Origin of the sequence: Salimicrobium humidisoli, assembly GCF_002295105.1 — a bacterium.
In the GTDB taxonomy this organism is placed as follows: domain Bacteria; phylum Bacillota; class Bacilli; order Bacillales; family Halobacillaceae; genus Salimicrobium; species Salimicrobium humidisoli.
Genome location: NZ_NSGH01000007.1, coordinates 79,881 through 104,426, shown reverse-complemented (window position 1 = coordinate 104,426; position 24,546 = coordinate 79,881). Strand labels below are relative to the sequence as shown.

Annotated in this window: 27 protein-coding genes and 1 riboswitch; of the genes, 13 read left to right on the top strand and 14 right to left on the bottom strand. The window is 48.1% G+C overall.

The genetic code is table 11. The features are described 5' to 3' along the window. Nucleotides 1-2 precede the first annotated feature (2 nt). Nucleotides 3-653, top strand: coding sequence for a VOC family protein (locus tag CKW00_RS06040; RefSeq protein ID WP_095821824.1), 651 nt, complete (start codon nt 3-5; stop codon nt 651-653). 98 nt (nt 654-751) lie between these two features. Here the strand turns inward: CKW00_RS06040 and CKW00_RS06035 are convergent, their stop codons facing one another. From CKW00_RS06035 to CKW00_RS06015, 5 genes are all read right to left on the bottom strand, one after another. After that, nucleotides 752-1,069 (bottom strand): thioredoxin family protein, encoded by a 318-nt coding sequence (locus CKW00_RS06035; RefSeq protein ID WP_076571862.1) that lies wholly within the window; start codon nt 1,067-1,069, stop codon nt 752-754. 23 nt (nt 1,070-1,092) lie between these two features. Then, nucleotides 1,093-1,908 (bottom strand): DUF368 domain-containing protein, encoded by an 816-nt coding sequence (locus CKW00_RS06030; protein WP_095821823.1) that lies wholly within the window; start codon nt 1,906-1,908, stop codon nt 1,093-1,095. Nucleotides 1,909-1,965: 57 nt separating this feature from the next. Beyond that, nucleotides 1,966-2,574 carry a metal-dependent hydrolase gene (locus tag CKW00_RS06025; RefSeq protein ID WP_095821822.1) on the bottom strand — a complete coding sequence of 203 codons (609 nt, stop codon included), beginning with the start codon at nt 2,572-2,574 and terminating at the stop codon, nt 1,966-1,968. Between the two features lie 105 nt (nt 2,575-2,679). Continuing rightward, nucleotides 2,680-3,096, bottom strand: coding sequence for an organic hydroperoxide resistance protein (locus CKW00_RS06020; RefSeq protein WP_095821821.1), 417 nt, complete (start codon nt 3,094-3,096; stop codon nt 2,680-2,682). Nucleotides 3,097-3,175: 79 nt separating this feature from the next. Further along, on the bottom strand, nt 3,176-3,445 hold the full coding sequence (locus tag CKW00_RS06015) for a YkvA family protein (protein ID WP_095821820.1): 270 nt from the start codon (nt 3,443-3,445) through the stop codon (nt 3,176-3,178). A gap of 93 nt (nt 3,446-3,538) precedes the next feature. Here CKW00_RS06015 and CKW00_RS06010 point away from each other — a divergent pair, with 93 nt between their 5' ends. Further along, entirely contained in the window at nt 3,539-4,108 is a 570-nt protein-coding gene (locus tag CKW00_RS06010) for an NADPH-dependent FMN reductase (protein ID WP_095821819.1), read from the top strand. Nucleotides 4,109-4,229: 121 nt separating this feature from the next. Here CKW00_RS06010 and CKW00_RS13900 read toward each other — a convergent pair whose 3' ends face one another. The 4 genes from CKW00_RS13900 to CKW00_RS05990 form a co-directional block, all read right to left on the bottom strand. Then, nucleotides 4,230-4,838, bottom strand: coding sequence for a lytic transglycosylase domain-containing protein (locus tag CKW00_RS13900; RefSeq protein WP_374704057.1), 609 nt, complete (start codon nt 4,836-4,838; stop codon nt 4,230-4,232). A gap of 96 nt (nt 4,839-4,934) precedes the next feature. After that, nucleotides 4,935-5,141: a zinc ribbon domain-containing protein gene (locus CKW00_RS06000; protein WP_095821818.1), complete on the bottom strand. Its 207-nt coding sequence runs from the start codon at nt 5,139-5,141 to the stop codon at nt 4,935-4,937. A 22-nt stretch (nt 5,142-5,163) separates the two neighbouring features. After that, complete coding sequence (locus tag CKW00_RS05995; RefSeq protein ID WP_095821817.1) at nt 5,164-6,492, bottom strand: FAD-dependent oxidoreductase; 1,329 nt, start codon at nt 6,490-6,492, stop codon at nt 5,164-5,166. Between the two features lie 120 nt (nt 6,493-6,612). Then, nucleotides 6,613-8,061, bottom strand: coding sequence for an aldehyde dehydrogenase family protein (locus tag CKW00_RS05990; protein ID WP_095821816.1), 1,449 nt, complete (start codon nt 8,059-8,061; stop codon nt 6,613-6,615). Nucleotides 8,062-8,214: 153 nt separating this feature from the next. Here CKW00_RS05990 and CKW00_RS05985 point away from each other — a divergent pair, with 153 nt between their 5' ends. From CKW00_RS05985 to CKW00_RS05975, 3 genes are read left to right on the top strand one after another with little or no spacing between them, the layout of a single operon-like run. Further along, entirely contained in the window at nt 8,215-9,108 is an 894-nt protein-coding gene (locus CKW00_RS05985; protein ID WP_095821815.1) for a cation diffusion facilitator family transporter, read from the top strand. After that, on the top strand, nt 9,101-9,394 hold the full coding sequence (locus tag CKW00_RS05980) for an ArsR/SmtB family transcription factor (protein ID WP_095821814.1): 294 nt from the start codon (nt 9,101-9,103) through the stop codon (nt 9,392-9,394). Before CKW00_RS05985 ends, CKW00_RS05980 begins: the two co-directional genes overlap by 8 nt. A gap of 14 nt (nt 9,395-9,408) precedes the next feature. Then, nucleotides 9,409-9,915 carry a GNAT family N-acetyltransferase gene (locus CKW00_RS05975; RefSeq protein ID WP_095821813.1) on the top strand — a complete coding sequence of 169 codons (507 nt, stop codon included), beginning with the start codon at nt 9,409-9,411 and terminating at the stop codon, nt 9,913-9,915. A 42-nt stretch (nt 9,916-9,957) separates the two neighbouring features. On the opposite strand, the gene CKW00_RS05970 is transcribed toward CKW00_RS05975, so the two are convergent. Continuing rightward, nucleotides 9,958-10,383 carry a pyridoxamine 5'-phosphate oxidase family protein gene (locus CKW00_RS05970; RefSeq protein WP_008590999.1) on the bottom strand — a complete coding sequence of 142 codons (426 nt, stop codon included), beginning with the start codon at nt 10,381-10,383 and terminating at the stop codon, nt 9,958-9,960. A 158-nt stretch (nt 10,384-10,541) separates the two neighbouring features. Between CKW00_RS05970 and CKW00_RS05965 the strand changes: the two genes are divergently transcribed. The 3 genes from CKW00_RS05965 (at nt 10,542) to CKW00_RS05960 (ending at nt 12,122) form a co-directional block, all read left to right on the top strand. After that, a complete protein-coding gene (locus tag CKW00_RS05965) occupies nt 10,542-10,916 on the top strand; it encodes a carbonic anhydrase (RefSeq protein WP_095821812.1) in 375 nt (124 codons plus the stop codon). 26 nt (nt 10,917-10,942) lie between these two features. Beyond that, the gene (locus tag CKW00_RS13895; protein ID WP_257997878.1) at nt 10,943-11,068 is read left to right on the top strand and encodes a hypothetical protein; all 126 of its coding nucleotides are present in this window, start codon (nt 10,943-10,945) and stop codon (nt 11,066-11,068) included. A 151-nt stretch (nt 11,069-11,219) separates the two neighbouring features. Further along, on the top strand, nt 11,220-12,122 hold the full coding sequence (locus CKW00_RS05960) for a DMT family transporter (protein WP_095821811.1): 903 nt from the start codon (nt 11,220-11,222) through the stop codon (nt 12,120-12,122). On the opposite strand, the gene CKW00_RS05955 is transcribed toward CKW00_RS05960, so the two are convergent. After that, nucleotides 12,067-12,756, bottom strand: a complete 690-nt coding sequence (locus CKW00_RS05955; protein ID WP_095821810.1) for a class I SAM-dependent methyltransferase — start codon at nt 12,754-12,756, stop codon at nt 12,067-12,069. The genes CKW00_RS05960 and CKW00_RS05955 overlap by 56 nt on opposite strands. Before the next feature lie 80 nt (nt 12,757-12,836). Beyond that, nucleotides 12,837-13,013: riboswitch (cobalamin riboswitch) on the top strand. 131 nt (nt 13,014-13,144) lie between these two features. Here CKW00_RS05955 and CKW00_RS05950 point away from each other — a divergent pair. The 4 genes from CKW00_RS05950 (at nt 13,145) to CKW00_RS05935 (ending at nt 18,955) form a co-directional block, all read left to right on the top strand. Next, nucleotides 13,145-15,331, top strand: coding sequence for a ribonucleoside-diphosphate reductase subunit alpha (locus tag CKW00_RS05950; RefSeq protein ID WP_095821809.1), 2,187 nt, complete (start codon nt 13,145-13,147; stop codon nt 15,329-15,331). A 617-nt stretch (nt 15,332-15,948) separates the two neighbouring features. Beyond that, on the top strand, nt 15,949-16,983 hold the full coding sequence (locus CKW00_RS05945) for a ribonucleotide-diphosphate reductase subunit beta (RefSeq protein WP_095821808.1): 1,035 nt from the start codon (nt 15,949-15,951) through the stop codon (nt 16,981-16,983). Between the two features lie 220 nt (nt 16,984-17,203). Beyond that, entirely contained in the window at nt 17,204-17,545 is a 342-nt protein-coding gene (locus tag CKW00_RS05940) for a P-II family nitrogen regulator (protein ID WP_095821807.1), read from the top strand. Nucleotides 17,546-17,575: 30 nt separating this feature from the next. Continuing rightward, complete coding sequence (locus tag CKW00_RS05935; RefSeq protein WP_095821806.1) at nt 17,576-18,955, top strand: ammonium transporter; 1,380 nt, start codon at nt 17,576-17,578, stop codon at nt 18,953-18,955. 122 nt (nt 18,956-19,077) lie between these two features. On the opposite strand, the gene CKW00_RS05930 is transcribed toward CKW00_RS05935, so the two are convergent. Beyond that, nucleotides 19,078-19,737 carry a uracil-DNA glycosylase gene (locus CKW00_RS05930; RefSeq protein ID WP_233129727.1) on the bottom strand — a complete coding sequence of 220 codons (660 nt, stop codon included), beginning with the start codon at nt 19,735-19,737 and terminating at the stop codon, nt 19,078-19,080. 82 nt (nt 19,738-19,819) lie between these two features. Between CKW00_RS05930 and CKW00_RS05925 the strand changes: the two genes are divergently transcribed. Further along, complete coding sequence (locus CKW00_RS05925) at nt 19,820-21,922, top strand: MMPL family transporter (protein WP_095821805.1); 2,103 nt, start codon at nt 19,820-19,822, stop codon at nt 21,920-21,922. Between the two features lie 117 nt (nt 21,923-22,039). Here the strand turns inward: CKW00_RS05925 and CKW00_RS05920 are convergent, their stop codons facing one another. Both CKW00_RS05920 and CKW00_RS05915 read right to left on the bottom strand, forming a co-directional pair. Beyond that, nucleotides 22,040-23,032: a sodium:calcium antiporter gene (locus CKW00_RS05920; protein ID WP_095821804.1), complete on the bottom strand. Its 993-nt coding sequence runs from the start codon at nt 23,030-23,032 to the stop codon at nt 22,040-22,042. A gap of 16 nt (nt 23,033-23,048) precedes the next feature. Next, nucleotides 23,049-24,533 (bottom strand): phytoene desaturase family protein, encoded by a 1,485-nt coding sequence (locus CKW00_RS05915; protein ID WP_095821803.1) that lies wholly within the window; start codon nt 24,531-24,533, stop codon nt 23,049-23,051. Nucleotides 24,534-24,546: the final 13 nt, after the last annotated feature.

Here is a 24,546-nt window from a genome sequence, read left to right as displayed (position 1 = left end):
CCATGCTTGCAATCGACCATATCGTCATTACAACACCCGACACCGAAAAAGAGAGGCTTTCCTTCACTTCCCGCTACGGCCTTCAGGGAAAAGAGGGAGGCGCACATCCGGACTGGGGGACGCATAACGACCTCTGCTTTTTCGATAATCGTTTTTATATCGAGTGGCTCGGAGTGAACGATACCCTGAAAGCCGAAAAGTCCGAAAACCCTCTCATACGTCAGATGCTCCAGGAGCCTACCGGAGGTACTATCCAGATTGCTCTCCGCACCGACGCTATGGATGATTTTCTGGAGATGTACGATCGTCAGGGAATCGAGTACGAAGGTCCTTTCCCCGGTTCCCGGGAGCAGGAAAACGGGTCACTGCTTGAGTGGCGCATGCTTTTCCCTGCCCACCCGTCCGTGCCGCTGCCGTTTCTGATCGAATGGAAAGGGGATAATTTTCCTCAGGATCCCGTCTACATCAACCCTCTCGCAGATACGACGGTCGAATACGGGACCGGACTTGACCGTAAGGCGAGTGCGGAAGTATTCAGGAAAATGTTCGGCTTCCCCGATGACGGTTCGGAATCATTCCATTTATCGAACGGTCAGCTCTTCGTTACGGAGCAGACTTCCATCACCACCTATCTCGATCACATCATGCTGTAGCTGCAGGAATTTTTCCTGCAGCTTTTTGTTACCGGCATTATTCCGATTCAGGCCAAAAAAAGACCCGGGTGTTTCCACCGCGGGTCCTTTCTCCATTATTAAAGAGTTTCCTGGAGAAAACTTTCCACTTCCTCCGGAGTCTTCGCATTGGCGCTGTGCAAGTGACCGATTTTTTCGCCTTTCTGGAAAATGAGGATGCTCGGGATCCCCATTACTTCATACTTCTCGGCGATGTCCGGCACCTGATCACGATCGACTACGAACCATTCGTACGTGTTGTATTCTTCCAGAATGTCCCCGATAAACATATCCATCCGTTTGCAGTCCGGGCACCAGTCCGCTTCGAATTTCAAAATGACCGGCTCTTCCGATTCGATTGCAGCCTGAAACTGCTCTGTAGTATTAAGTTCTTTCATAATTATCCCCTTTCCTCTCTCTGTTATTTATACTCTACACGACCAAGTCCCCACGCGGCAAGCAAACCGCCCACGAACGCAAGGATGCTGATAAGCACCGGAAAAGCACCGGCAGGCACTCCCGGAAAGATGACCGTCACCGATCCGAGAACGAGCCCGATGATCACACCGTACGTTCCGGAAGGATAGTGATCGAGGAAGAACTTCACGATTTTACTCATGACGATGATACCGACCACGATACCCGCTCCGACAACGGCCATAACGTCCAGCTGGAAGTTTGAAATCCCTTCGATGACCGTGGCGTATACTCCGATGATCAGGAGAAGGAAAGAGCCGCTGATTCCCGGCAGAATCATCGCACTGCTCGCAATCATCCCCGAGAAGAACAGGAGAATATAAGCACCTGTCGACAGATTACTCATCGCCCCTGACTCTTCAGGCTGAAAGAAGGCGAGCGAACTGACGAGCACGACCCCTATAAGCATCAGAATATAGTGCTTCGTTTTGAACTTATGTTTCACATCCGCCTTGTGGCTGAGAAACGGAAGTACTCCGATAATCAGACCCAGAAAGAAAAACTTCGTCTGAGCGGGATAGTGTTCGAACAGCCATTCGATCAGATTCGCAAGCATAAGGATGGAAGTTATGATTCCAATCCCCAGCGGCAGAAGAAATTTCAGGTGACGCTTCCATTCTTTACTGAAAAAACCGTTCACCGCTTCGATCAGACGGTCGTATATCCCCAACACTACGGCTATCGTGCCTCCGCTCACCCCGGGAACAACGTCGCTCGCTCCCATCATGAGGCCTCTGTATATATTTTTCCATTCCCACATACGTCAGTACTCCTTTGTATTCATTTATAGTTACCTGTTTCATTGTACCAAACTATTCTACAAAGCCAACAGTAAGTACCATACATTTACAATTACGAGGAGAAAGGTAAGAATCTTCTCGACGATAGATCCCGTTCTGAACGTAATGAAAAAAGAATAGTGAGTTTTACTGAAAGGGTAGAATAGGGGGATGCCCCGTTTCGTAATGTAGTCGGCGAACAGATGGGATGCACTTCCCGTAATCAGACCACCGAAATAATACCACGGCAGACCGAGCAGCCACTGGACGAAATAGCTGTACACACCCAGAAACAGGAGGAAGAAAAGAGAGTGGGTCATCTTCCGGTGTCCGCGTATCATGAGAAGCACAGGGAGAAGCAGCATCACGAACGTCTTCAGCGGTTCTCTATATGTATCAAAAAAGGAAGGAGCGAACAGGTAGACGATAAGGGTAATCGTGAAAATGGTGATAAGAATTCTCCAGAACTTCTGCCCGAGTTTTGAACGGGGAGTATCGATATCGGGTACGAGAGCCCCGAATAGCACAAACAGAAAAAACGCTATTACTTCCAGCGGTCGCTCGGGAAGGAACGGAAGAGCGGGCAGCATCGTTACGGCTGCTACGCCAAACGTGAAACCGACAACCTGGTGGCCTGGTGCCATCATATTAAAAACCTCTTTCCCCAAAGCATACATTCGCCCTTTATCATACCTTATTTTTTGCACATAAAAAAGTCCGGACGCACGAAACGTCCGGACCTTTACAGCATACTATTCAGCTTTTACGTTCAGTTCCACGTTAATGTTACCGCTTGTCGCTTTGGAGTAAGGGCAGACTTTGTGAGCTTCATTAACAAGCTCTTCCGCTTCCTCCTGGGATACGCCTTTCACTGAAACGTTAAGGACGACCCCGATTTTAAGTCCTCCATCCGAAGAATCTTTCATCAGGCTGACGTCACCTGTGATTTCGGAATCGATATCTTTTTTCTTCTTGTCCGCTACCAAATTCAGCGCACCGTCAAAGCATGCAGAATAACCTGCTGCAAAGAGCTGTTCCGGGTTGGAGCCTGTTTCATTACTTTCTCCCGGCTGTGCCAGATTAAGATCAATCAGGCCGTCATCGGATTTTACGTGACCGTTCCGGCCGCCTTTTACCGTTGCGTGAGCTGTGAACATTACATCGCTCATAAATGAATCACTCCTTGAATTTGATAATTTCTCTTCCCTTCTGTTGTATACCTTATAAACGGAAGGGTTAAACATCCGCTCACAACTTATACTCTTCTTTCAGGGAAGCGGGAGCCATCTGTACGATCCGCTGCAGGATGAACGTCAGTACCGTCACGTCATCGATCACCCCGAAAAATATCAGGAAATCGGGGATTACATCCCAGGGAAACAGAAAATATAAAATCACGAACAACAAAGCCCCTGCTTTCTTCGCTCCCTTCACTTCCCCGGAGCGGAAAAATGAAAGCAGAAACGGAATCGACTTCCGGAAGTTGAAAAGGAACCTGATTCTTCTCCACAGCCTCATAAACCTCACCCCCCATTTTTCTTAATTGCCTATGAAAGTTGTATGCTTTACTATATTAAGTAGAAGTGTGTCTCTCGTGAAGGAGGAACGAATGTGAATATTGTATTACTGAACGGTACGCTTACCGGTACAAAAACGGAGCGGATGCTGTCCCCCGTGGAAACCTATTTAAAAGAAAACGTACCTGGCATAACGATAAATAATATAAATCTGAAACACTATAACCTGCAATTCGTCGATGGCCGGCCCCCTGAGGAGTACAATGACGACATGAAGGAACTGATCTCTTCCATTGAACGGGCCGATGGCTACGTCATAGCCACCCCCGTGTTTCAGGGAGGAATACCGGGAGCGCTGAAAAACGTGTTCGATGCTATTTCCCCGCTCGCTATGCGTTACAAACCTGTTTCCATTATTGCCGTCGGCGGCACACTGCAACACCATCTCGTCATTGAGAACCAGCTCAAACCGGTTCTGGACTACTTCCGGTGCCTTATCACGCCAAACTATGTCTATGCTCACCCCGGACATTTTACGGAAGATAAACAGCTGGAGAATGAAGAAGTGAAAAACAGGCTCATTGAAATGTCGCAGATTTTTCTCCGCTATCTCGAGATGGGGCGGGACCTCTCCCCTTACAGAGCAGACGTAAAGAAAGCCTAGAAAATGTTGTGTGACAAAGCTCCGGCGCGAAGCAAACCGGAGGTCCGTCGTTTGATCTCAGGACACAAAGAAACCCGAATATAAGTTATTCGGGTTTCTTTGCATCCAATACTTCCGCTGATTACACGATATTCAGAACCTTATTCACGTAATTCTTCGTTTCCTGAAAAGGAGGGATCCCGCCGTATTTATCCACGTTGCCGGGGCCGGCGTTATAGGCTGCAAGAGCCAGCTGCTCATTTCCGTCGTACCGGGAAAGCATATCACGTAAGTATTTTGTGCCTCCCATAACGTTTTCTTCCGGGTTCATCGGATCCCTGACCCCGAGGGCGTCAGCCGTGCCGGGCATCAGCTGCATAAGTCCCTGTGCTCCTGCATGACTTACAGCTTCCGGGTTGAAATTCGATTCAGCCTGTATTACGGAACGTATGAGATCTTCCCGCACCCCGAAACGCTCGGAAGCTTCACGGATCAGACCGTCCACGTCACTCTTTCCGCTTTCTTCTTCACCGGAGATTTCCGTAATAGGAGGTGCCTGGACACCGATAAAAATCTGAACCGGTGTCTGTGCTTCTTTCTCCTCCGCTGAAGACAGCAGCGTTTCCATAGAAGCCTTCAATATATTTTGAAACAACATCTGCTGCAGACCGGCTCCCGGACTTTCCGCTCCTCTGTTTCCCTGAAAGTTCCTCGTCGCCTGCATCTGCATCATGGATTGGAAATCATTCATGTTGATCAATAGCCATACCTCCGCTGTATAGTGTTTCTTCTATCATACTCGAGCGACAGGAATTGGACAACTGTTTTCAGGAATTAACTTCCATTCTCACTTTCCGAAAAAAAGGTCGAACACGTTATAATCCTCCGAAACATCTCTATTATAAAATTCCGAGTACCCGCAGTTTTCGCAGGAAACTACGATGAAATCGTTACTTTCCGTATCGAACATCTTTGAAACGCCCGGACCGTTCATTGTCACTTCCTTCATTCCGGCTTTCGTACTCCCGCATTTCACACAGCCTTTTTCAGCCATTGTTATCTTCCTCCTTCCGATTTTATTTCACACGTCTTGCCGCCTGCTGCAAAGCATCCCATACGCTATTGTAGGGAGGTGCGTAAGCAAGGTCGAGATCAAGCAGGTCTTCTGCGGTCATTTCATTGTAAAGAGCGGTGGCCATAACATCGATCCGTTTGTCCACGCCATAAGGTCCTATGATCTGTACTCCCAGAAGCTTTCCGGTCTCCGGTTCTGTGAGCATCTTTATCGACATCGGTTCTTCATCGGAATAATACCCGGCAGCGTTTGTTGCTTCAATGTACACTTTTTCCACCGGTATATTTTCTTCCTCCGCCTCCTTTTCCGAAAGGCCGGTCTTGCCTATCGTAAGATCGAAGAACTTCAGAATGGACGTCCCCACGATCCCTTTAAATGACCTGCGGTGGCCGCTCAACACCAGTCCGGCAATACGCCCCTGTTTGTTGGCATGAGTACCGAGGGGAATAAAATCATTCCTTTTCTTCAGTCGGTGGTACTGCACAGCGCAGTCTCCTGCTGCGTAAACGTGCGGAAGATTCGTCTCCATGAAACGGTTCACTTCGATAGCTTCGTTCTTCGCAGTGTAAATGCCTGTCCCTTTCATAAAGCTTGTGTTAGGTGTGACACCCGTAGCCACAACAACGAGGTCGGTTTCAAATTCTCCCTGTTCCGTCACGACTTTCTGCACATACTCTTCCCCTTCAAGTCTTTCCACCGAGCTGTTCCGGGTTATTCTCACACCCTGCTTTTCGGCTTCTCGTTGTATCAGTTCGCCCATATCACCATCGACCATGGAACCCGGGTAATCACTCCGGGTAATGATGTGGACATCTTTGCCGATTTCTCTGAAGTTCTCGGCTACTTCAAGACCTATATAACCACTGCCTATTACCGTCACTTTCTTCACTTCCTCGGAAAGGTCCGCCATAATCTCTTCCGCATCCGGTATCGTCTTCAGGGCGTGCACCCCTTTGAGATCTTTCCCTTTCCACGGAGGGAGCATGGGACTGACCCCCGAAGCCACGAGAAGTTCATCATAACTTTCTTCGAACTTTTCACCGTCCTGATTGATACCATACACTTTGCGTTTACTGCAATCCACAGAAGTGACCTCATGATTCACTCTCGCATCGATACCGTATTTATCTCTGAACGTTTCCACGTCCCTGGCGATCAGGTCGTCCGTCGAAGGTACGGCCCCGCTGATGACGTAGGGAAGACCGCACTGACCGTAAGAGTAGACCTCCCCTTTTTCGAGCACTACCACCTCGGGGTTTTCCGTTTTTCGAACTACCTGCATCGCTGCGCTCATCCCTGCAGCATCCCCGCCAATTATAACTAATTTCACAACGTAACCTCCTAAGTATAAAAGTGAAACCATCCGTAATGGGAACCGCGGCCCGGGGAGAGAGGACTCACCGTATGGAACCGCGGACTTCCGGATGGTTTTTAAAAACAGTATGACTCTTTAGAAAGGAAATTCGCGATACCCGTTCATGACACCGATCCATTTTACTGTCGTGAACTTATCGAGGGCCCATTCTCCACCGAAACGGCCGATACCGGACTGTTTCTCACCGCCGAATGCTACGTGTGCTTCGTCGTTTACAGACTGGTCGTTGACGTGGATCATACCTGTTTTCACCTGTTTGGCTACTTCTACACCACGGTATACATCTTTTGTGAATACTGAACCGGAAAGCCCGTAAGGAGTACCGTTCGCGACTTCTATCGCTTCTTTTTCACCGGAAACTTTAATGACTGACGCTACAGGACCGAACACTTCTTCTTTCGCCAGTGCTTTTTCGTTATCCATATCAGTCAGTATGGTCGGAAGCAGTACGTTTCCTTCCGCTTTACCTCCGGTCAGCAGTTTGCCGCCTTCCTGTACCGACTGATCGATGCCTTCAAGAATACGATCCACCTCGTCCTTGGCAATCAGAGGCCCTACCATCGTCTTCTCGTCCTGCGGATCACCGTACGGGAGGCTTTCCACTTTTTCCTTGAATTTCTGAACAAACTCATCGTGTACATCTTCATGCACAACGAGACGATTCAGAGACATACAGATCTGGCCCTGGTGTAAATATTTGCCGAATACGGCCGCTTCGACAGCTCTGTCCACGTCCGCATCCTCAAGTACGATCATAGCGTTGTTACCACCGAGTTCAAGAGCTGTGTCCTTGATGTTTTTCCCGGCCAGTTCCCCGATGTGACTTCCTACTTCCGTGGAACCGGTGAAAGAGAACATTTCAGGAATCGGATGAGTGATGAATTCATCACCGATCTCAGAACCTCTTCCGACTACTACGTTGACAAGTCCTTCAGGGAAACCTGCTTCTTCCGTAAGTTCCGCAAGCAATAGACCGGAAGTGACCGGAGTGTGGGAGGCCGGTTTAATGACTACGCCGTTCCCGCTGGCGAGTGCGGGGGCAAGTGAACGGGCTGTTAAGTGGAACGGGAAGTTCCATGGCCCTATTACACCGATTACGCCTTTCGGATCACGATACACCCTGTTTTCTTTTCCGGGAGTGTTGGAAGGGATGATTTCCCCTTTCATGCGTGTCGGAAAAGAAGCTGATTCCGTAATGATATCGAGAGCCGCGCTGTATTCTACTTCCGCTTTCACCCGCGTGCTTCCGGCTTCCGTAATCAGCCACTCCACGATTTCTTCTTTTCTTTCTTTGACCAGATCGATCCATTTCAAAAAAATATCCCGCTTCTCTGCAGGAGTTTTCTCTTTCCACTGCTGCTGGGCCTGTGCTGCAGCTTTGTAGGCTTTATCCAGATCTCCGGCACTTGCAGAGGGAATAGTTGCAATTACTTCATCATTGTAAGGGTTTCTATTTTCAATAGTTTTGTCGCTCGAGCCTTTGACCCATTCTCCATTTATATATTGATTAGTGTATGTCTTCATAATTGTTATCTCCTCCGTAACCATATTCAGTCTGTTTATTCACTTTTATAGATACTTTCAAACATACCCCCACAGGATAAGCAGCTGGAACGTTTGTAAGATTTGTATTATATGTTATTATATGAACATATAGTCATATAAGGAGGCGTCTCAATGTCACACCACCACCATCATCATGAGACCACCGGAAATATTAAGGTCGCTTTTTTCCTTAACTTTTTCTTTACGATCATAGAATTGATCGGTGGTCTCCTCACAAACAGTATCGCTATCATCTCTGATGCTCTGCACGACCTCGGAGACTCTCTTTCGCTCGGTCTCGCCTGGTTTCTTCAGAGATACTCGAATAAGGATCAGTCAAACAACTATTCTTTCGGTTATAAACGCTTTTCCCTGCTGGCGGCCCTGATTAACAGTGTCGTACTGATTACGGGCTCCATTTTCATCCTGACGGAAGCCGTCCCGAGGCTGTGGAATCCGGAGACACCGAATACCCTCGGAATGATAGGTCTCGCCGTCCTCGGAATCATCGTTAACGGCGTAGCTGTCTTCCGGCTCCGCGGCGGAGATTCCATGAACCAGAAAGTGATGTCATGGCACATGCTCGAAGATGTTCTCGGCTGGGCAGCCGTGCTGGTCGTCGGAATCGTAATGACTTTCTTCGACCTGCCTATCCTGGACCCGCTTGCTTCCATCGGTATTACGCTATTCATCCTTTACAACATCGTAATCAATCTTATCAAAACGATGCGACTTTTCCTTGAAGCAGTACCGGAATCAGTGGACTTTGACAGGATAACGAGAGAGATCCGCAACGTTCCAGAAGTCAAATCCGCCCACCATACCCACCTGTGGTCTCTGGACGGGGAAAACCATGCCTTTTCCACTCACGCTGTGGTAGCTGCGGAAACGACGAAGGAGGAAGTGTGCAGGGCGAAAAAATCGATCACTTCCATCCTTGAAGATATCCGGCTGGATCACATTACAATTGAAATAGAATACGAAGACGAACTATGCAGTATAGCTGAGGAGGATAAACATGAGTGACTCTGTTACAGAAGAAACGATACAGAAAACGGCCGACACTTTTAAAGTGCTGTCCGATCCGACGAGGATCCGGATTCTGCATTATCTCTGTCAGAAAGAAGCGTCGGTCTCCGACATAGCTTCCGAGCTCGACCTGAAACAGTCCACCGTCTCTCATCATCTGCGCACCCTCAAACTCTACCGGCTGGTGACGCATCGCCGGGAAGGGACAAGTATTTACTATACGTTCAAAGACGATCACGTTATGCAGACGCTGGAACAGATGATCGACCACAATGAAGAATGACAGGAGAGATGACTATGGAATTCAGAAAAGCTGCCGCAGAAGACGTCGCGGAAATCATACCTATCATACAGGCTGCCCAGCAGCAGTTCCGGGAACAAAACATCAGCCAGTGGACGAACGGTTATCCCGATGAAGCAACTATAATGGAAGACGTCAGGCGCGGAGAAAGTTACGTACTCACTGAATACGGTGAAATTGTTGCGAGTACGGTCATCTCCCCCCGCGAAGAAATGACCTACCGTACCATTTACGAAGGAGAATGGATGAGCCGGGAAGATTATCTCGTCATCCACCGGCTTGCAGTGAAGAACGATATGAAAAAACAGGGTCTTGCCTCCCTTCTGTTAAAAGAGACAGAAAAGATGGCCCGTAACAGTTCTATTCCGAGCGTGAAAGTGGATACGCACGAACAGAACGTACCGATGCAGCAACTGCTTCTGAGCCACGGCTATGTCTACTGCGGGGTCATTTATTTAACAGAAGGAAGCAAACGGCTGGCCTACGAAAAACTGGTGCAATAAAATCAAAAAAGCGCGACGACAAAGTCGCCGCGCGCATTTTCTTTACATATCCAGCTGTTGTGGAGTTTCATCACTTTCATTCATGAGGCGGATCGTTTCAGGGAAGATCTCAAGTACGATATAGTCGGGATCTTCTTTTCCGCCGAGCCAATGTTTCATATGGTCGTTCCACACGCGGTCTTTGATGTCCTGGTCATCACGAATGTTGGCCTGACCCTGGATTTCAAGGAATCCGTCTCCATAGCCTTCCCCTTCATATCCGAGAAGGATGTGGACGAACGGGTTCTCGTCGATTTCTTCCGCTTTGTACGTTTCTCTGTCCGTCGGAGTGAATAACGTCAGATTCTCGTCGTGCTGAAACGTCATATAACGGGTATGAGGCTTATTATTTTTAACAGTGGCCAGCGTACCTACGTTATTATCCTTCATAATACTGCTGATATGCTGTTTCAATTCTTCCTGGTTCATATTACATTCCCCTTTCGACTGCTTTGAATTCTTTACCCACTATTACCTTTCTCCTTTCTTTCTAAACTTTGGAAATTCGCGGGAGTTTTTTTTCGTCAAAAAATTCGCTATAATTAAATGGCAATCGGGTAAACGTTATACACAAGGAGGAATTGTCAATGTCATTTGCTACTTCAATTAACTGTATGGACGGAAGAGTCCAGCTTCCGGTCATCAACTGGATGAAAGATACATACGGGGTGGAATACATCGATATGGTTACGGAAGCGGGCCCCAATAAGGTCCTTCTCGAAGGCAGTGCCGGCCAGCTTGAGGAGATCAAGAAAAAAGTTCTTGTCTCTACAGAGAAACATGGATCGGGAACAATCACCATTGCAGGGCATCACGACTGCGCTGGGAATCCGGCGGACCGCTCCCAGAAGGAAAAAGAAATAAAACGTGCCGTGGAACTGATTGAAACGTGGGACCTCGGAGCCGAAGTCGTCGGCCTTTATGTTAACGAAAACTGGGAAGTGGAAGTCGTAACTGAGTAACTCTTATCCAAAAAAGGAGGGGTATTGTGGAAGAATTCGTCGGCTACTGCGCTTCCTGCGGAAAAGAAGTTTATTGTAAGGACGGATTCCTGGACGGCATCGTTACGGAAGATAAACAGCTGTACTGCTTTGCGTGCGGAGAAGACAAATAAAATACCGGCCTCTGTTTCAAGAACCTCCGATGAGCAATTCATCAGAGGTTCTTTTAAGTGACCGGCGACTTTCCGAATTCTTATTCTCACACCTGTAACGAACTGGTAAGATGGAAAGAACTATTACTTATTAGCGCGGGAGGCGGGTACCATGAGCAGAAACATGTCAATGATTTCCATCGCAGCCGGGGCTGCCCTCTGGGGGATCATCGGTCTGTTCGTCACTTTTCTGTACGACTACGGCTTCACCCCTGTCCAGGTGGTGGCCGTGCGGGTAAGCAGTGCCGCTCTGCTGCTGCTCATTTATACATATTTTAACGGGAAGAAAGACCTGCGGATTAACTGGAAAGACAGCCACTATTTTATCGGCACCGGTATCATCAGCATCGTATTCTTCAACCTCTGTCTATTTATAGCCATGGAGGAAACTTCCATCGCTGTCGCTGTTACCCTGTTGTACACCGCCCCCGCCTTCGTTACGATATTTTCCCGGTTCCTGTTCGGAGAACTCTTTACCGGAAACAAAATTCTCGCACTCGCCATCACGCTCATCGGCTGCTCGCTCGTCGTCGGGCTGATTCCGTTTTCCGATTTCAGTCTCTCCCTGTACGGGGTACTGGCAGGGCTCGGGTCCGGATTCTTTTATGCGTTATACAGCATTTTTGCAACGTACGCCCTTCGTAAGTATTCTTCGGTAACGGTGACGGTGTATACATTCGTATTCGCAAGCATAGCCATTCTCCCATTTGCCGGACTTGGTGATATCAAAAGCACTTTCACTCTTCCCGCTGTCTGGCTGAATATCGGCGGCATAGGTCTCTTCTCCACCACTCTAGCCTTCCTGCTGTACACGAAAGGGCTTGAGAAAATCGAGTCGAGCCGGGCTTCGATTATAGCCACCATTGAACCGGTGGCAGCCACGCTCCTCAGTTTTTTCGTCTTCCGCGAAATTCTGACTTCGTGGCAGCTGGCCGGTTTCATTCTTGTAGTGACAGCGGTCATCCTTGTTCAGAGACGTCCCCGTTCGTCTTTCGCAAAGCGAAAAGCGTCATGAAGGAGACCGCCTGTTCCAGCATAGGCGTGGAAAGATTATCCGGAGCTCCTTCTTTAGGTACGGAAGACATCCCCTCCACCGTCCACCCGTGAGTGCCGGCCAGACGTTCGAATTCCCATGGCATCATCGTATTGCATACGATATCTTCCCCTTCAAGTCTCGGATAACTGTTACTTCTCGGGCCGGCAGCAGGACCAAGGATACCTGCAACCATTACCCCTCCAGGTTTTACAACCCGGTGGATTTCCTTCAAGCCGTGCAGGGGTGATGCGACCCATTCCAGACAGTTGATGGCCATCACGCTGTCGAATGTCGCATCTTCAAAAGGGAGGTCGGCAAGATCGGCCTGCTGGAAGTGGATACCGCTCCAGCGCTCTTTTGCCATTTCGATCATTTTCGATGAAATATCGATACCGGTCACATTGTACCCTGAGCGTCTCAGCATCTCGCTCCCCTCTCCATCGCCACATCCGATATCAAGAACCTCAGCTCCTTCAGGTACGAAGGACTGCATAAATGGAAGAACCGTTTTTCTGCTTCCTTCCTTCCACATTTTTTCACTTCTCTGACCCCAGTTTCCGGAAAAATTATCCCACTTCTCTTCCGCTTTCTCATGCCATCTTTTATCGATCATTATTTTTTCCTCCTTGTTATTTCATTTAATCTTATGTATGATAGAATCAATATATAGTAATTATATTTTAAAAAACACAATATATAGATTGAAAAACAGATGCTCACAGAGCTTAATAGGGAATCCGGTAAGAAACCGGAGCTGCCCCCGCAACTGTAAGTATCCGCGAAACAGCATCTCCACTGTAGATTACTACGGGAAGGGCTGGAGTAAGATCGGATACGAGCCAGGAAACCTGTCTGTTTTTCATCGGAAAGTTTCACCTTTTTCGGGGTTGGAGAAGATGAAACGATGATGCGTACATATTTCGTGTCATGGTTTCATCCGCTCCTGTCCAGGGGGCGGATTTTTTTATTTTTTATAAAGGTACTTGAAGGAGGACTTACTTATGTCAGCAACCGTAACAGCGGACTGGAAATATTGGCTCGAACAGCTTCAGAGCACATTCCCGGATCTCGATTTTTCAAAAGTCTACCCAAAAATCACAGACGGCACTTCCGTCGTTCTGGAAACACTCGCGGAGATGGACGAAACCGAACCGGATTGGACCTACGTCGCCGCCCGGGCCCATCTGGAGACGATGTACACCGAAGCGATGAAAAACCGGCGGACGGATAGTCCATATACCGACCTTTACGGACTGATGGAAGCGCTCGTCCAGGAAGGGATTTACGACCCGTCCCTGCTCACCCATTATACCAAAAAAGAAGTGGAGGAGCTTGAATCTCTGCTCGACCGTAATAAAGACCTCCAGTTTACTTACATCGGTCTGAAGACACTGGATGACCGCTATCTTGCAAAAATGAAAGATGGGAAGACGATGGAACTCCCTCAGGAAAGATGGCTGATCATTGCGATGAATCTTATGGCCGGGGAGAGTTCCTCCTCACGCCTTCATTACATCGAAGAGGCCTACTGGGCGCTCAGCAACCTTTATATGACTGTGGCTACCCCGACTCTCGCGAACGCCGGGAAATCCCACGGCCAGCTCAGTTCCTGCTTTATCGAAACGGTGGACGACAGCCTGCAGTCGATTTATGACAGCAACACGTCCATTGCGAATTTGAGCAAGCATGGCGGCGGTATAGGAGTCTATCTTGGCAAAATACGCTCACGGGGAAGTGATATACGAGGCTTCAAAGGCGTCTCCTCCGGTATCCTCCCGTGGATGAAGCAGCTGAACAATACGGCAGTGAGTGTCGACCAGCTCGGTCAGAGACAGGGAGCCGTCGCCGTCTACCTGGACGTCTGGCATAAAGATATCTTCTCTTTTCTCGACAGCCGCCTGAATAACGGGGACGAACGCCAGAGAACCCACGATCTGTTCACCGGAATTTCCGTGCCTGATCTTTTCATGGAAGCCGTCCGGGACAGACAGGACTGGTATTTGTTCGACCCTCACGAAGTGAGAACGAAGATGGGCTTCTCTCTGGAAGACTCTTTCGATGAACAGAAAGGAGCAGGAACGTTCCGCGACCGCTATGAAGCCTGCGTACGTGAGCCGGAACTGTCCAAAGAGAAGGTACCGGCCATCGATATTATGAAACGCGTCATGATCGGACAGCTCGAAACCGGCACGCCGTATATGTTTTACCGGGATGAAGTGAACAGGAAAAATCCGAATAATCACGCCGGCATGATTTACTGCAGTAACCTGTGTACGGAAATCACCCAGAACCAGAGTGCCACGACGCAGACGGCCCAGTACACGGAAAACGGACAGATCATTACCGTGCACACCCCTGGAGACTTTGTCGTCTGCAACCTTTCGAGCATCAACCTCGGCAAAGCCGTACCGGCGAATGCTCTTGAAAGACTTGTGCCGATCCAGGTGCGGATGCTTGATAACGTGATCGAAGAGAACCACATCCCTGTCCTGGAAGCGGAACGGACGAACAAGCGCTACCGCGGCATCGGCCTTGGTACGTTCGGGTGGGCGCATCTATTGGCGCAGAATAAAATCGCCTGGGAATCGGGGGAAGCCGTCCAGTACGCCGATGACCTTTACGAAAAAATCGCCTATCTGACTATCGGGGCGAGTGCTGAGCTCGCCGGGGAAAAAGGGAGTTATCCTCTGTTCGAAGGGTCCGACTGGGAAACAGGTGCCTTTTTCGAAAAACGCGGACTGGCATCAGACGAGTGGAAAACACTCGCTTCGGAGGTGAACAGGAACGGACTGAGAAACGGCTATCTTATGGCGGTCGCTCCGAACTCGAGCACTTCCCTTATTGCCGGAAGCTCTGCCAGTATCGATCCGATTTTCAAAAAATTCTATTCGGAGGAGAAGAAAGACTTCAAGATTCCTGTTACGGCCCCGGATCTGAACCCGGAAAATTACTGGTACTATAAATCAGCCCATGACATCGACCAGCATACGAGCATTGCTCAGAATGCCCGGAGACAGAGGTATATCGATCAGTCCATCTCATTTAACCTGTACGTACAAAATGACATCCATGCCAAAGATTTATTGAACCTTCATCTGGACGCCTGGGCTCAAGGATTGAAAACGACGTATTACACACGCTCCACCTCCGGCAGCACCTATGACGAATGCGAAAGCTGCTCTTCATAAATAAAAGCGGAAACTTCCGGGTAGAAGCGCTGACATAAGCCGGGAGCTTACTTTTCGGGTGGCCTTCCCCGAAAATAAGATTACGGCTTATGGCGGGAGCTTCTGGAAGTTGAAGCTGGATAAATAAAAGCGGAGCCATTCGCTTAGAAGCTCTAAGATAAGCGGGCGCTCCGGGGTTCGGATGAACTGTTCCGAACGAGGAGAGACCACTTATCTTGTGGGCTTCTGAATGGCGCAGCTGGATAAAATAAAAGCGGAAACTTCCGGGTAGAAGCGCTGACATAAGTCGGAAGCTTACTTTTCGGGTGTGGCCTTCCCCGAAAATAAGATTACGGCTTATGGCAGGAGCTTCTGGAAGTTGCAGCTGGATAAACAAAAGCGGAGCCGCCCGCTTAGGAGTTCCGGGCTAAGTAGGAGATTCGTTTTTCAGGGGACTTTTCCTGAAAAAGAAGCTACTGCTTAGACAGCGGACTCCTGGGTGGTGAAGCTGGATAAAACAAAAGCGGAACCGCCCGTTCAGGGGTTCCAGGTTAAGCGGGAGGCTCAGGGGGATCCCCCCATTCCCTTAGCCTTCCGCTTAGCCTTATCATTTTGAATTCTGAAAGGAGTCTATACTTATGACTATAGAAAAAAGGACACTCGTCGATTACGATGCTCCGAACCGTTCCACCGGTATTATAAATGGAAAAACATCCAACGTTCTTAATTGGGATGACACCAGATTCGCCTGGGCTTACCCTATGTATAAAAATATGCTGCAAAACTTCTGGATTCCGGACGAAATCAATATGAGCAACGATCTGAAGCAGTGGCCGGAGCTTTCCGACCGCGAACAGCAGTCTTTCAAAAAGATTATCGGCCTCCTCGCTTTTCTCGACTCTATTCAGACGGATTACTCGGGGAAAATCGCGGACTATCTTACGGACTCGAGTCTCGCGGCACTGATGCAGGTGCTCTCTTTTCAGGAAGTCGTACACAACCAGTCGTATTCTTATATCCTCTCCACTCTCGTTCCTTCAGCGGAACAGGAGGAGATTTTCGATTACTGGAAACACGATCCGATTTTGCAGAAACGGAACCAGTTCATTACGGACGGGTATCAGGACTTTATCGATGACCCTTCACCGGAGAATTTCCTGAAATCCTGCGTTTATGACGTTGTTCTGGAGGGGCTGTTCTTCTATGCCGGATTCGCATTTTTCTATAACCTGGCCCGCAACCAGAAGATGGTTTCCACTTCCACTATGATCAACTACATCAACAGGGACGAACAGATCCACGTCCACCTGTTCTCACGTATCTTTAACGAAACGCTTAAAGAACAGACGCAGCTGAATGATGAGGAATTCCGTCAGTTCACGACAGAAACTTTTCGGCAGGCAGCCGAACTTGAAATTGAATGGGCTCACCACATTATCGGAGAGGACTTCCCGGGTATTCCGATGATGGATCTTGACAGCTACATCCGCTTTACAGCCAACACAAGAGCCCAGCAGATGGGAGCCGAACGACCGTTTCCGGAGCACCGGAAAAACCCGATGCGCTGGATACGCGCCTATCAAAACGTCGATGAAGGGAAGTCCGATTTCTTCGAACAGAAATCAAGGCAGTACACGAAAGTTTCGGAAGATAATGGATTCGATGATTTATAAGAGATAGGCTTTTATGCCTGTCTCTTATTTTTTAAGAAAAAAATATAAAGCTTCAACACCCTACTTCTTCAACAATGAGAGCCCTTACAAACATTCCCCTTTTAAACTAATGTCAGCTTTCCTTACATAATTAAATTGATTTTTCTAAATATTTTGTGTATAGTAACTTTAAGCTTACTTAAGATGTTAGGTAAGTTAACATCAAAGGAGGGATTTTTAAATGAAAAAGATCGAAGCAATTATTCGTCCCGAAGCATTTCAGCCTTTACGACACCATTTGGACCAGCTAGGTGTGAAAGGGATGACAGTTTCAGAAGTTGCAGGGTGTGGCCAGCAAAAAGGGAAAGAAGGGATCTTTCGGGGAACAAAGTATGAAATTAAATTGTATCCAAAAGTGAAGGTGGAGATGGTGGTCGATGAACACGAAGTCGATCCTATCGTAGAAATAGTCATGGAAATCTGCACGACGAATGAAGCGGGAGATGGAAAGATATTCATTTCCGCAATTGAGGAAATATACCGTATCAGAACCGCCGAAAAAGGAAAATCTGCCCTCATCTAAAAACTACATTAAGGAAAGGTGATCAGACTCATGAAAAAAATTATCCCTCTGTTATTGTTGTTGACATCAATATTCCCGGTAATTGCCAGTGCTCAGACCATCTCTCCAGAAGCTGCTATCGCTTCCATAGATATGGCCTGGGTCATGATTGCCGCATTTCTTGTGTTTTTCATGCACGCCGGTTTTGCTATGGTGGAATCAGGATTCACCCGTTCTAAAAACGCTCTTAACATTTTAATGAAGAACTTTATGACTATATCGATCGCTTCTATTCTTTACTTCTTAGTAGGATATGGAATTATGTTCGGAAACTCTGGAGGAGGATTCATAGGTCTGGACGGCTTTCTTCTTAGCGGCCATGAAGATCAAATCGGGTTCTTTGTGTTCCAGGCGGTGTTCGCCGCAACTTGTGCCACTATCATATCCGGCGCTGTTGCTGAACGTATGAAACTCAGTGCCTACCTGCTACTCACTCTACTGATGACTGGACTTATCTATCCTATTGTTGGACATTGGGTCTGGGGTGGCGGGTGGCTTTCCGAACTTGGGTTTGTAGACTTTGCCGGTTCTACCGTCGTTCACATGACAGGTGCCGCAGGAGCATTGGCGACCGTTATGTTCCTCGGTCCACGACTTGGTAAATATTCCGGAAACCGCACCAATGTCATCCAGGGGCACAATATCCCCCTCGGAGCGCTAGGTGTTTTCATTCTCTGGTTTGGCTGGTTCGGTTTCAACGGAGGCAGCACATTAGCAGCTGACCCTTCCCTTGTACCATCGGTCATAGCAGCCACCCTTTTATCCGCTTCCGCCGGAGTCGTCGCTTCAGCAATGTATTCTCAAATTAAATTCAAAAAAATCGATGCTTCACTTACTTTGAACGGCGCACTGGCTGGTCTGGTAGGTATCACTGCAGGAGCTGCTGACCTTTCAGCGACAGGAGCGATCATCACCGGATTCATCGCCGGCATCATCCTGGTAGAAGCAGTGCAATTGTTTGATCGTGTATTTAAAATCGACGACCCTGTCGGAGCAATCGCAGTGCACGGAATATGCGGGGCATGGGGGACGCTTGCAGTTGGGTTGTTTGCTACAAACGGAGGCCTTTTCTACGGAGGAGGCGGCGAATTGTTATTTATCCAGACTGCAGGGATAGTAGCTGTAGCGGTCTGGACGATGGCCGCAACGTCTATTGGTGTCTTCATAATCAAAAAGACTATTGGCATCCGTGTATCGCAACGTGAAGAAATCGCCGGTCTCGACTTTTACGAACATGGTGCTTCCGCTTATGAACGATCGGGTAGCATTTTCAATGAAAATACCCCCCAAACCGTGGATGGCGACTTTGGAGTCGGACTACTGAAACGCTTGAACAGTATTGATCACAAAGAAAACAATACTGTTCATTAAAGTGAGGTTTTTAATAAAAAATCCCTCCTTTACTTTAAGAAACGAACTCTCGGTGAACGATCTTTTAAGTGCAATAACTCCCCCTGATTTTTCCTTTCGGAAAATTCAGGGGGAGTTTATCGTTACAGATAGCTTTTTAAACGATCAAGAGAATCATAAATGGAGTCTCGTATTCCCGGGTTATAAAACACGGCCGCCGGATGATACAACGGGATGACGATATATTTTTCGTCAGAAGGAATATACGTATCCTGGTCCCGGTCATATCTCAAAATCGGTGTCTCCAATCTTTCACCGATCACTTCGGAAATTTTTCCTTTTTCGTCCACAAGTCTCTGATACGCGACTCCCCCAAGCAGAAGAATCACTTTCGGTTCGGCTGTCTCTATCTGTAAATCGAGAAGTTCCGCATGAGCTTTCACTTCTTTTTTGTTCGGTTTCCGGTTCGCCTTCCGCTTTTCTTCCGAGTTCGGTCGTTTTTCCCACTTGTATGGTCTGCTTCTCACAGCACTCGTAATGTAAACATCGTCCCTCGTCCAGCCAAGATAGGACAGCTGTTTATCCAGTTCCTTCCCGGCTCTTCCTGTGAAAGGCTCCCCGTCATATACTTCATTCTCCCCAGGGGCTTCCCCCACCATCATAATCTCCGCCGGCACCGGGCCCTTGCCGAGCACGAACCCTTCTGTATCAAAAGGTTCAATATTCCGTTTCGCTCTCTCTATTACTTCTTCGGGTAAATCCATAACTATCACCTCTTCTTCCACCTTTCCCCGATTTCTCATGCCGGTAACTCTTTATATTTTATTTCTTTCCTTCGGATGAGTACAATTAGGAAAGGAGTCTAAGAAAAAAGGAGTAACTTTTATGAAAAAATTAGCACATGGCATCGTGAAGCTTCGGGCCTTATTACTGACCCTCTGGCTGATAGCTTTTGTTGTACTTGGATATTTCGCCCTGGACCTCCCCTCGCTCCTCGAAGGAGACGGTTTCCGCACAGACGGAGAATATGAAGAAGTTCAGGAAATACTTACAGATGATTTCGATCGTCCCGAATCGACCATCCTCGTGTTATTCGAGCAGGCGGACGACGGAAAAATAGAAGATACGCTTACAAGCATAGAAGATTTGAACATAGCATCTTCCATTCAGTCACCCCTCGACGTGGAGGATATGTATAAGGACGACACCGCTTACGCTGCCGTCAATTTTAATGAAGAAAGTACGGAACTCACCGAAGAAATCTCGGAAATCCGTTCCATTACGGAAGATACGTCCGGAGTAACACTGACCGGGGAGCCGGTCATATCGGAAGACATCAATAAAGCCAGTCAGACGGATTTGAAAAATGCTGAACTGATCGGTCTGCCTTTCGCTTTACTGATTCTTCTCATAGCTTTCGGAACGTTGACGGCTTCAGTGCTTCCTCTGATTATCGGAGGAGTGACGGTAGTTTCAGGATTCGGATTTCTGGCACTTGCCGGGGAAAGTATTTCCCTTTCCGTATTCATACTGAACATCGCTCCGATGATCGGACTTGCGCTGAGTATCGACTTCGCCCTGCTGTTTATCAACCGTTACCGGGAAGAACTGGCCCGTCAGTCCATTGATGACGCTATTGTGACGACGATCCGCACGGCCGGCCGTTCCATCATCTTTTCTGCGGTCTGTGTATTCATCGGACTCGGGGCGATGAGTATCATTAACGTAGACATCTTCCTGAACATAGCGCTCGGAGGAACTATAGTGATCACTCTCGCCGTGTTCACGTCACTTACGCTTCTCCCCGGTCTCCTGCGGCTGCTCGGACCGAGAATCAACAAGCTGCGCGTCCTTCCTGCAGAGAAAGACACCGTACCGCGCTGGAGAGCTTTCGCTAAACGTATTATGAAGCGTCCGGTAATGACTGCGCTCTTATCTCTCATTGTTCTGCTTATCGGTGTTATTCCGATCTCGAACATGAGCGTCTCTATCCCGACGATTGACGCGCTGCCCGAAAGCTACGATTCGAGGAGTGCCTACGAAACGATCGAAGATACTTTCCTCAGCGACTCCGACAGTACGATTCAGGTAGTCGTCAACGAAGAAAGAGACTGGCTCAGCAAAGAAGGACTCGAAGAGATGAAAGAGAAGGTCGATACTTATTCGGATCCCGGGGTCGTGGATAGCGTAGACTCCCTATATTCGGCGGCCGATGTCGGATCATCGGAGGAATTGTACGCTGCCCTTCAGAACCCGCAGACGAAAAGCGCTCTTGAACCGGCTATTGAACAGTTCATCGCCGGTGATAAGCTTCTCCTTCCGGTCCATCTTTCCGTAGCCGACAATTCGGAAGAAGCTCAAAGCCTTGTCAGAGAGTGGAAAGATGAGAAAGAGGCGCGCATCGGCGGCTCTCCTGCTTTCAACCAGGAAATATACGATGAAATATTCGATAAACTGCCGCTCGTACTGACCATTATTATCGTTTCCACCTTCTTTATTCTGATGCTCGCCTTCCGGTCTATTTTAATTCCGATCAAAGCGATTCTTATGAATATTTTAGGTCTTGCTTCCACGTTCGGTATTCTCGTGTGGCTCTTCCAGGGAGGCCATCTCGGTTTGAACGAGTCGGACATTGCTCTGATTCTCCCGGTCATCGTCTTCAGCCTTGTATTCGGTCTGAGTATGGACTATGAAGTATTCCTCATATCAAGAATGAGAGAATTTTACCTGGAAACGAAAGACAATCACTACTCCACCGTGGAAGGCGTGGCGAACACGAGTAAAATCATAACGTCCGCTGCCCTGATCATGATTGTGATTACAGGAGCTTTCGCCTTCACCGGTGTAGTTCCCGTCAAGCAGATTGGAATCGGGATAGCCATCGCTATCTTTATCGATGCTACGATTATCCGTCTGTTGCTCGTACCGAGTCTCATGAAACTTTTCGGACACTGGAACTGGTGGTTCCCGTTCGGCAGGAAGAAATAGGTTTACAGAGGGCAGATTTCAGGCTGCAGCGGTTCAGACGGGCAGTCCGCCATATAAAAAGCAAAAAACCGAGCCCCTGATCAGGGGTTCGGTTTTTTTATATTGTTTCGTACTTTCCTATTTCATCTGGAACGAAAAGAATGTTACGGCGAAGTAAAGAACTATAATCAAAAAAGAAGGTATCATGTACGTAAACTGGTACTTCGGGTTCTTTCTGGAAATACTGACCAGAAATAGAAGCACAAATACAATCGATGCTATAGCTACAATTACGTTGACCCGGCTCGATTCACTGAAAAGATTTCCCCGGAAATACATTACATCAGTAATGGCCAGGATAAGGATGTTAAAGGCATTACTGCCGATCAGAGAACTGATGGCAAGATTGTAGTTCCGCATTTTCAAAGCGGTACCGACACTCGACGCATCCGGCAAAGAGGTGCTGATTGCGACGAGGAAAGCTCCTATGAATGAAGAGCCGAGCCCGGTGATTTGTGCTATTTCCTCAGCCGTAACTGTTAAAATGCTTCCCATAATCATAATGGCAACGCTGAGACTTACAAAACGGGTGAGTACCTGTTTCTTTGTATAATGCCGGTATCTATCCTGTTTCTTTTCGTTCTTCACTTTACGTCCCTTGTATTCCGTACGCTTATTGATCAGCCGGGCTCCGATTGCATAGAATAAAACCAGAGCTACCGAAGAATAACTTATGTGAAGAAACGGGGTGGGCAACGGGAAAGATACGGCAACTATAACGATCATAGTAAGAAAAATGACGAGATAGGCATACAATTTACTTTCCACCGTGGCCCGGGTCATAATCTCATGTTTTCGGTAAATAATATCGAAGACGGCAAGTCCTAAAAGGTTGAAAAGATTACTCCCTATCAGATTACCGACTGCAAGACCCGGCGTATCGATGAAAACTGCAGTTACACTAGATGTAAGTTCCGGAAGAGAAATAGCTATGCCGATTACAGCTCCCACAAAAGTAGAGGTCGCTTTTGTTTTCTCCTTTACTGCATCGCCGAACACTGCAAGATTGGAAGCTATGAAAAAAGTGGCGATTGCAGAAACAAAAAACCCTAAAAATATGAGGACTGCCATAAACGTGAACTCCTAACTATTGTTGTTTGCTTTTGATTAAATCCGCCGTCAGTTGGCCGGACAGCGTGACCATCGGCACTCCGCCTCCCGGATGCGTGGAACCTCCGGCAAAGTAGAGATTATCGTAAAGAGCGCTCTGAGCCGGGACTTTAAAGCCGCCGTTCGACTTCTTGTCCGCTACGACACCATAAATCGAACCGCCGTTTGCCCCGTACAGAGATTCGAGATCTTCCGGTGCGAACTGGTATTCAAAATCGATGGAGTCCTCGAGACCTTCAAGCCCCATACGTTCAAGTTTCTCAATGACCGTCTTTCTGTATGCTTCCCAGTCCCAGCCTTTCCGCTTCTTCGTTTCCAGGGGAGGCACGTGGGTGAGAACGAACAGATTATCCTTCCCGTCCGGGGCCTGGGTTTCATCCGACCTGGACGACACACCTATATAGACGGTCGGGTCTTCAGCCGGCTTCCCTTTATCGAAAATTTCCCTGAATTCCTTCTCGGGGTCGTCGGAGAAGAAGAAGTTGTGGTGTCCGAGCTGTTCGAACTTTTTGTTCGTTCCCAGTAATAATACAAGCCCCGAAACTGTCGGTTCGTACTTTTTCTCGAGCTGCTTCGCTTCTTTCTTCCCTTTCTTCGTGCCATCAAGGTACCGGTACGTAGGAATCGCCTCCAGGTTGGAAACGACGACATCCGCTTCCATCGTACCACTGGCAGTAGCTACACCGGTCACTTCTTCTCCCTTTGTCACTATGTGAGAGACAGATGTCTCAAGATGAACGTCTATTTTCAGTTCTTCCATCACTTTACCCATTGCTTCCGCAATCTGATACATGCCTCCTTCGACATAATGGATGCCGAGCCCCAGCTGCACATACGCCAGCTGGTTCAAAATTGCGGGTGCGGAGTAGGGATTGGAACCGACGTACATTACGAGGAAATTGAACAACTGTTCCAGATGCTTGTTGTCCAGATGCTCCTGGTTCGCTTTAGCCACCGTTTTCATGGGATCCATCTGCATGAGCTCTTTGAAAGAATGATGTTTTCTGAGATCGCCAAGACCCGAGATGCTGTATTTGTAGAAGCTTTTCAGGCAAAGATCATACATATCCTGACTGTACGATAAGAAGCTTGTCAGTGAACTGTTCGGGCGGTCCGTCACCTTGGCCATCTCCTGAAGCATCGTAGGCAGATCACCTGTTACGTCAAGCTGTTTGCCATCTTCAAAAAAAGTCCGCCACTGAGGTTCGACCCTTTTTATAGTTATGTAATCGTGGATGTCACGATGCACGCTTTCGAACAGCTGCTCGAGGACCCAGGGCATGGTGAGGATGGAAGGTCCCGTGTCAAAAGTGAACCCTTTCCCGGATCTCTGATTCAGTTTTCCGCCGATATTTTCGTTTTTCTCGAGAACCGTTACATCATAACCGTCCGCCTTCAATCGTATAGCTGCCGACATACCGCCCAGACCTGCTCCTACTACTATCGCTTTCTGATTCGCCATACTTAGCACCTCC

Coding starts and splice junctions, on each gene's coding strand:
- CKW00_RS05985 (WP_095821815.1), top strand. CDS start 8,215: ATGTCACACCACCACCATCATCATGAGACCACCGGAAATATTAAGGTC.
- CKW00_RS05920 (WP_095821804.1), bottom strand. CDS start 23,032: ATGGCAGTCCTCATATTTTTAGGGTTTTTTGTTTCTGCAATCGCCACT.
- CKW00_RS05965 (WP_095821812.1), top strand. CDS start 10,542: ATGTCATTTGCTACTTCAATTAACTGTATGGACGGAAGAGTCCAGCTT.
- CKW00_RS06015 (WP_095821820.1), bottom strand. CDS start 3,445: ATGAGGCTGTGGAGAAGAATCAGGTTCCTTTTCAACTTCCGGAAGTCG.
- CKW00_RS06020 (WP_095821821.1), bottom strand. CDS start 3,096: ATGAGCGATGTAATGTTCACAGCTCACGCAACGGTAAAAGGCGGCCGG.
- CKW00_RS06030 (WP_095821823.1), bottom strand. CDS start 1,908: ATGTGGGAATGGAAAAATATATACAGAGGCCTCATGATGGGAGCGAGC.
- CKW00_RS06035 (WP_076571862.1), bottom strand. CDS start 1,069: ATGAAAGAACTTAATACTACAGAGCAGTTTCAGGCTGCAATCGAATCG.
- CKW00_RS05915 (WP_095821803.1), bottom strand. CDS start 24,533: ATGGCGAATCAGAAAGCGATAGTAGTAGGAGCAGGTCTGGGCGGTATG.
- CKW00_RS05955 (WP_095821810.1), bottom strand. CDS start 12,756: ATGATCGATAAAAGATGGCATGAGAAAGCGGAAGAGAAGTGGGATAAT.
- CKW00_RS05980 (WP_095821814.1), top strand. CDS start 9,101: ATGAGTGACTCTGTTACAGAAGAAACGATACAGAAAACGGCCGACACT.
- CKW00_RS05945 (WP_095821808.1), top strand. CDS start 15,949: ATGACTATAGAAAAAAGGACACTCGTCGATTACGATGCTCCGAACCGT.
- CKW00_RS13900 (WP_374704057.1), bottom strand. CDS start 4,838: ATGAATGATTTCCAATCCATGATGCAGATGCAGGCGACGAGGAACTTT.
- CKW00_RS05990 (WP_095821816.1), bottom strand. CDS start 8,061: ATGAAGACATACACTAATCAATATATAAATGGAGAATGGGTCAAAGGC.
- CKW00_RS06040 (WP_095821824.1), top strand. CDS start 3: ATGCTTGCAATCGACCATATCGTCATTACAACACCCGACACCGAAAAA.
- CKW00_RS05935 (WP_095821806.1), top strand. CDS start 17,576: ATGAAAAAAATTATCCCTCTGTTATTGTTGTTGACATCAATATTCCCG.
- CKW00_RS05950 (WP_095821809.1), top strand. CDS start 13,145: ATGTCAGCAACCGTAACAGCGGACTGGAAATATTGGCTCGAACAGCTT.
- CKW00_RS05925 (WP_095821805.1), top strand. CDS start 19,820: ATGAAAAAATTAGCACATGGCATCGTGAAGCTTCGGGCCTTATTACTG.
- CKW00_RS05930 (WP_233129727.1), bottom strand. CDS start 19,737: ATGAGAAATCGGGGAAAGGTGGAAGAAGAGGTGATAGTTATGGATTTA.
- CKW00_RS05960 (WP_095821811.1), top strand. CDS start 11,220: ATGAGCAGAAACATGTCAATGATTTCCATCGCAGCCGGGGCTGCCCTC.
- CKW00_RS05940 (WP_095821807.1), top strand. CDS start 17,204: ATGAAAAAGATCGAAGCAATTATTCGTCCCGAAGCATTTCAGCCTTTA.
- CKW00_RS05975 (WP_095821813.1), top strand. CDS start 9,409: ATGGAATTCAGAAAAGCTGCCGCAGAAGACGTCGCGGAAATCATACCT.
- CKW00_RS06000 (WP_095821818.1), bottom strand. CDS start 5,141: ATGGCTGAAAAAGGCTGTGTGAAATGCGGGAGTACGAAAGCCGGAATG.
- CKW00_RS06025 (WP_095821822.1), bottom strand. CDS start 2,574: ATGATGGCACCAGGCCACCAGGTTGTCGGTTTCACGTTTGGCGTAGCA.
- CKW00_RS05970 (WP_008590999.1), bottom strand. CDS start 10,383: ATGAACCAGGAAGAATTGAAACAGCATATCAGCAGTATTATGAAGGAT.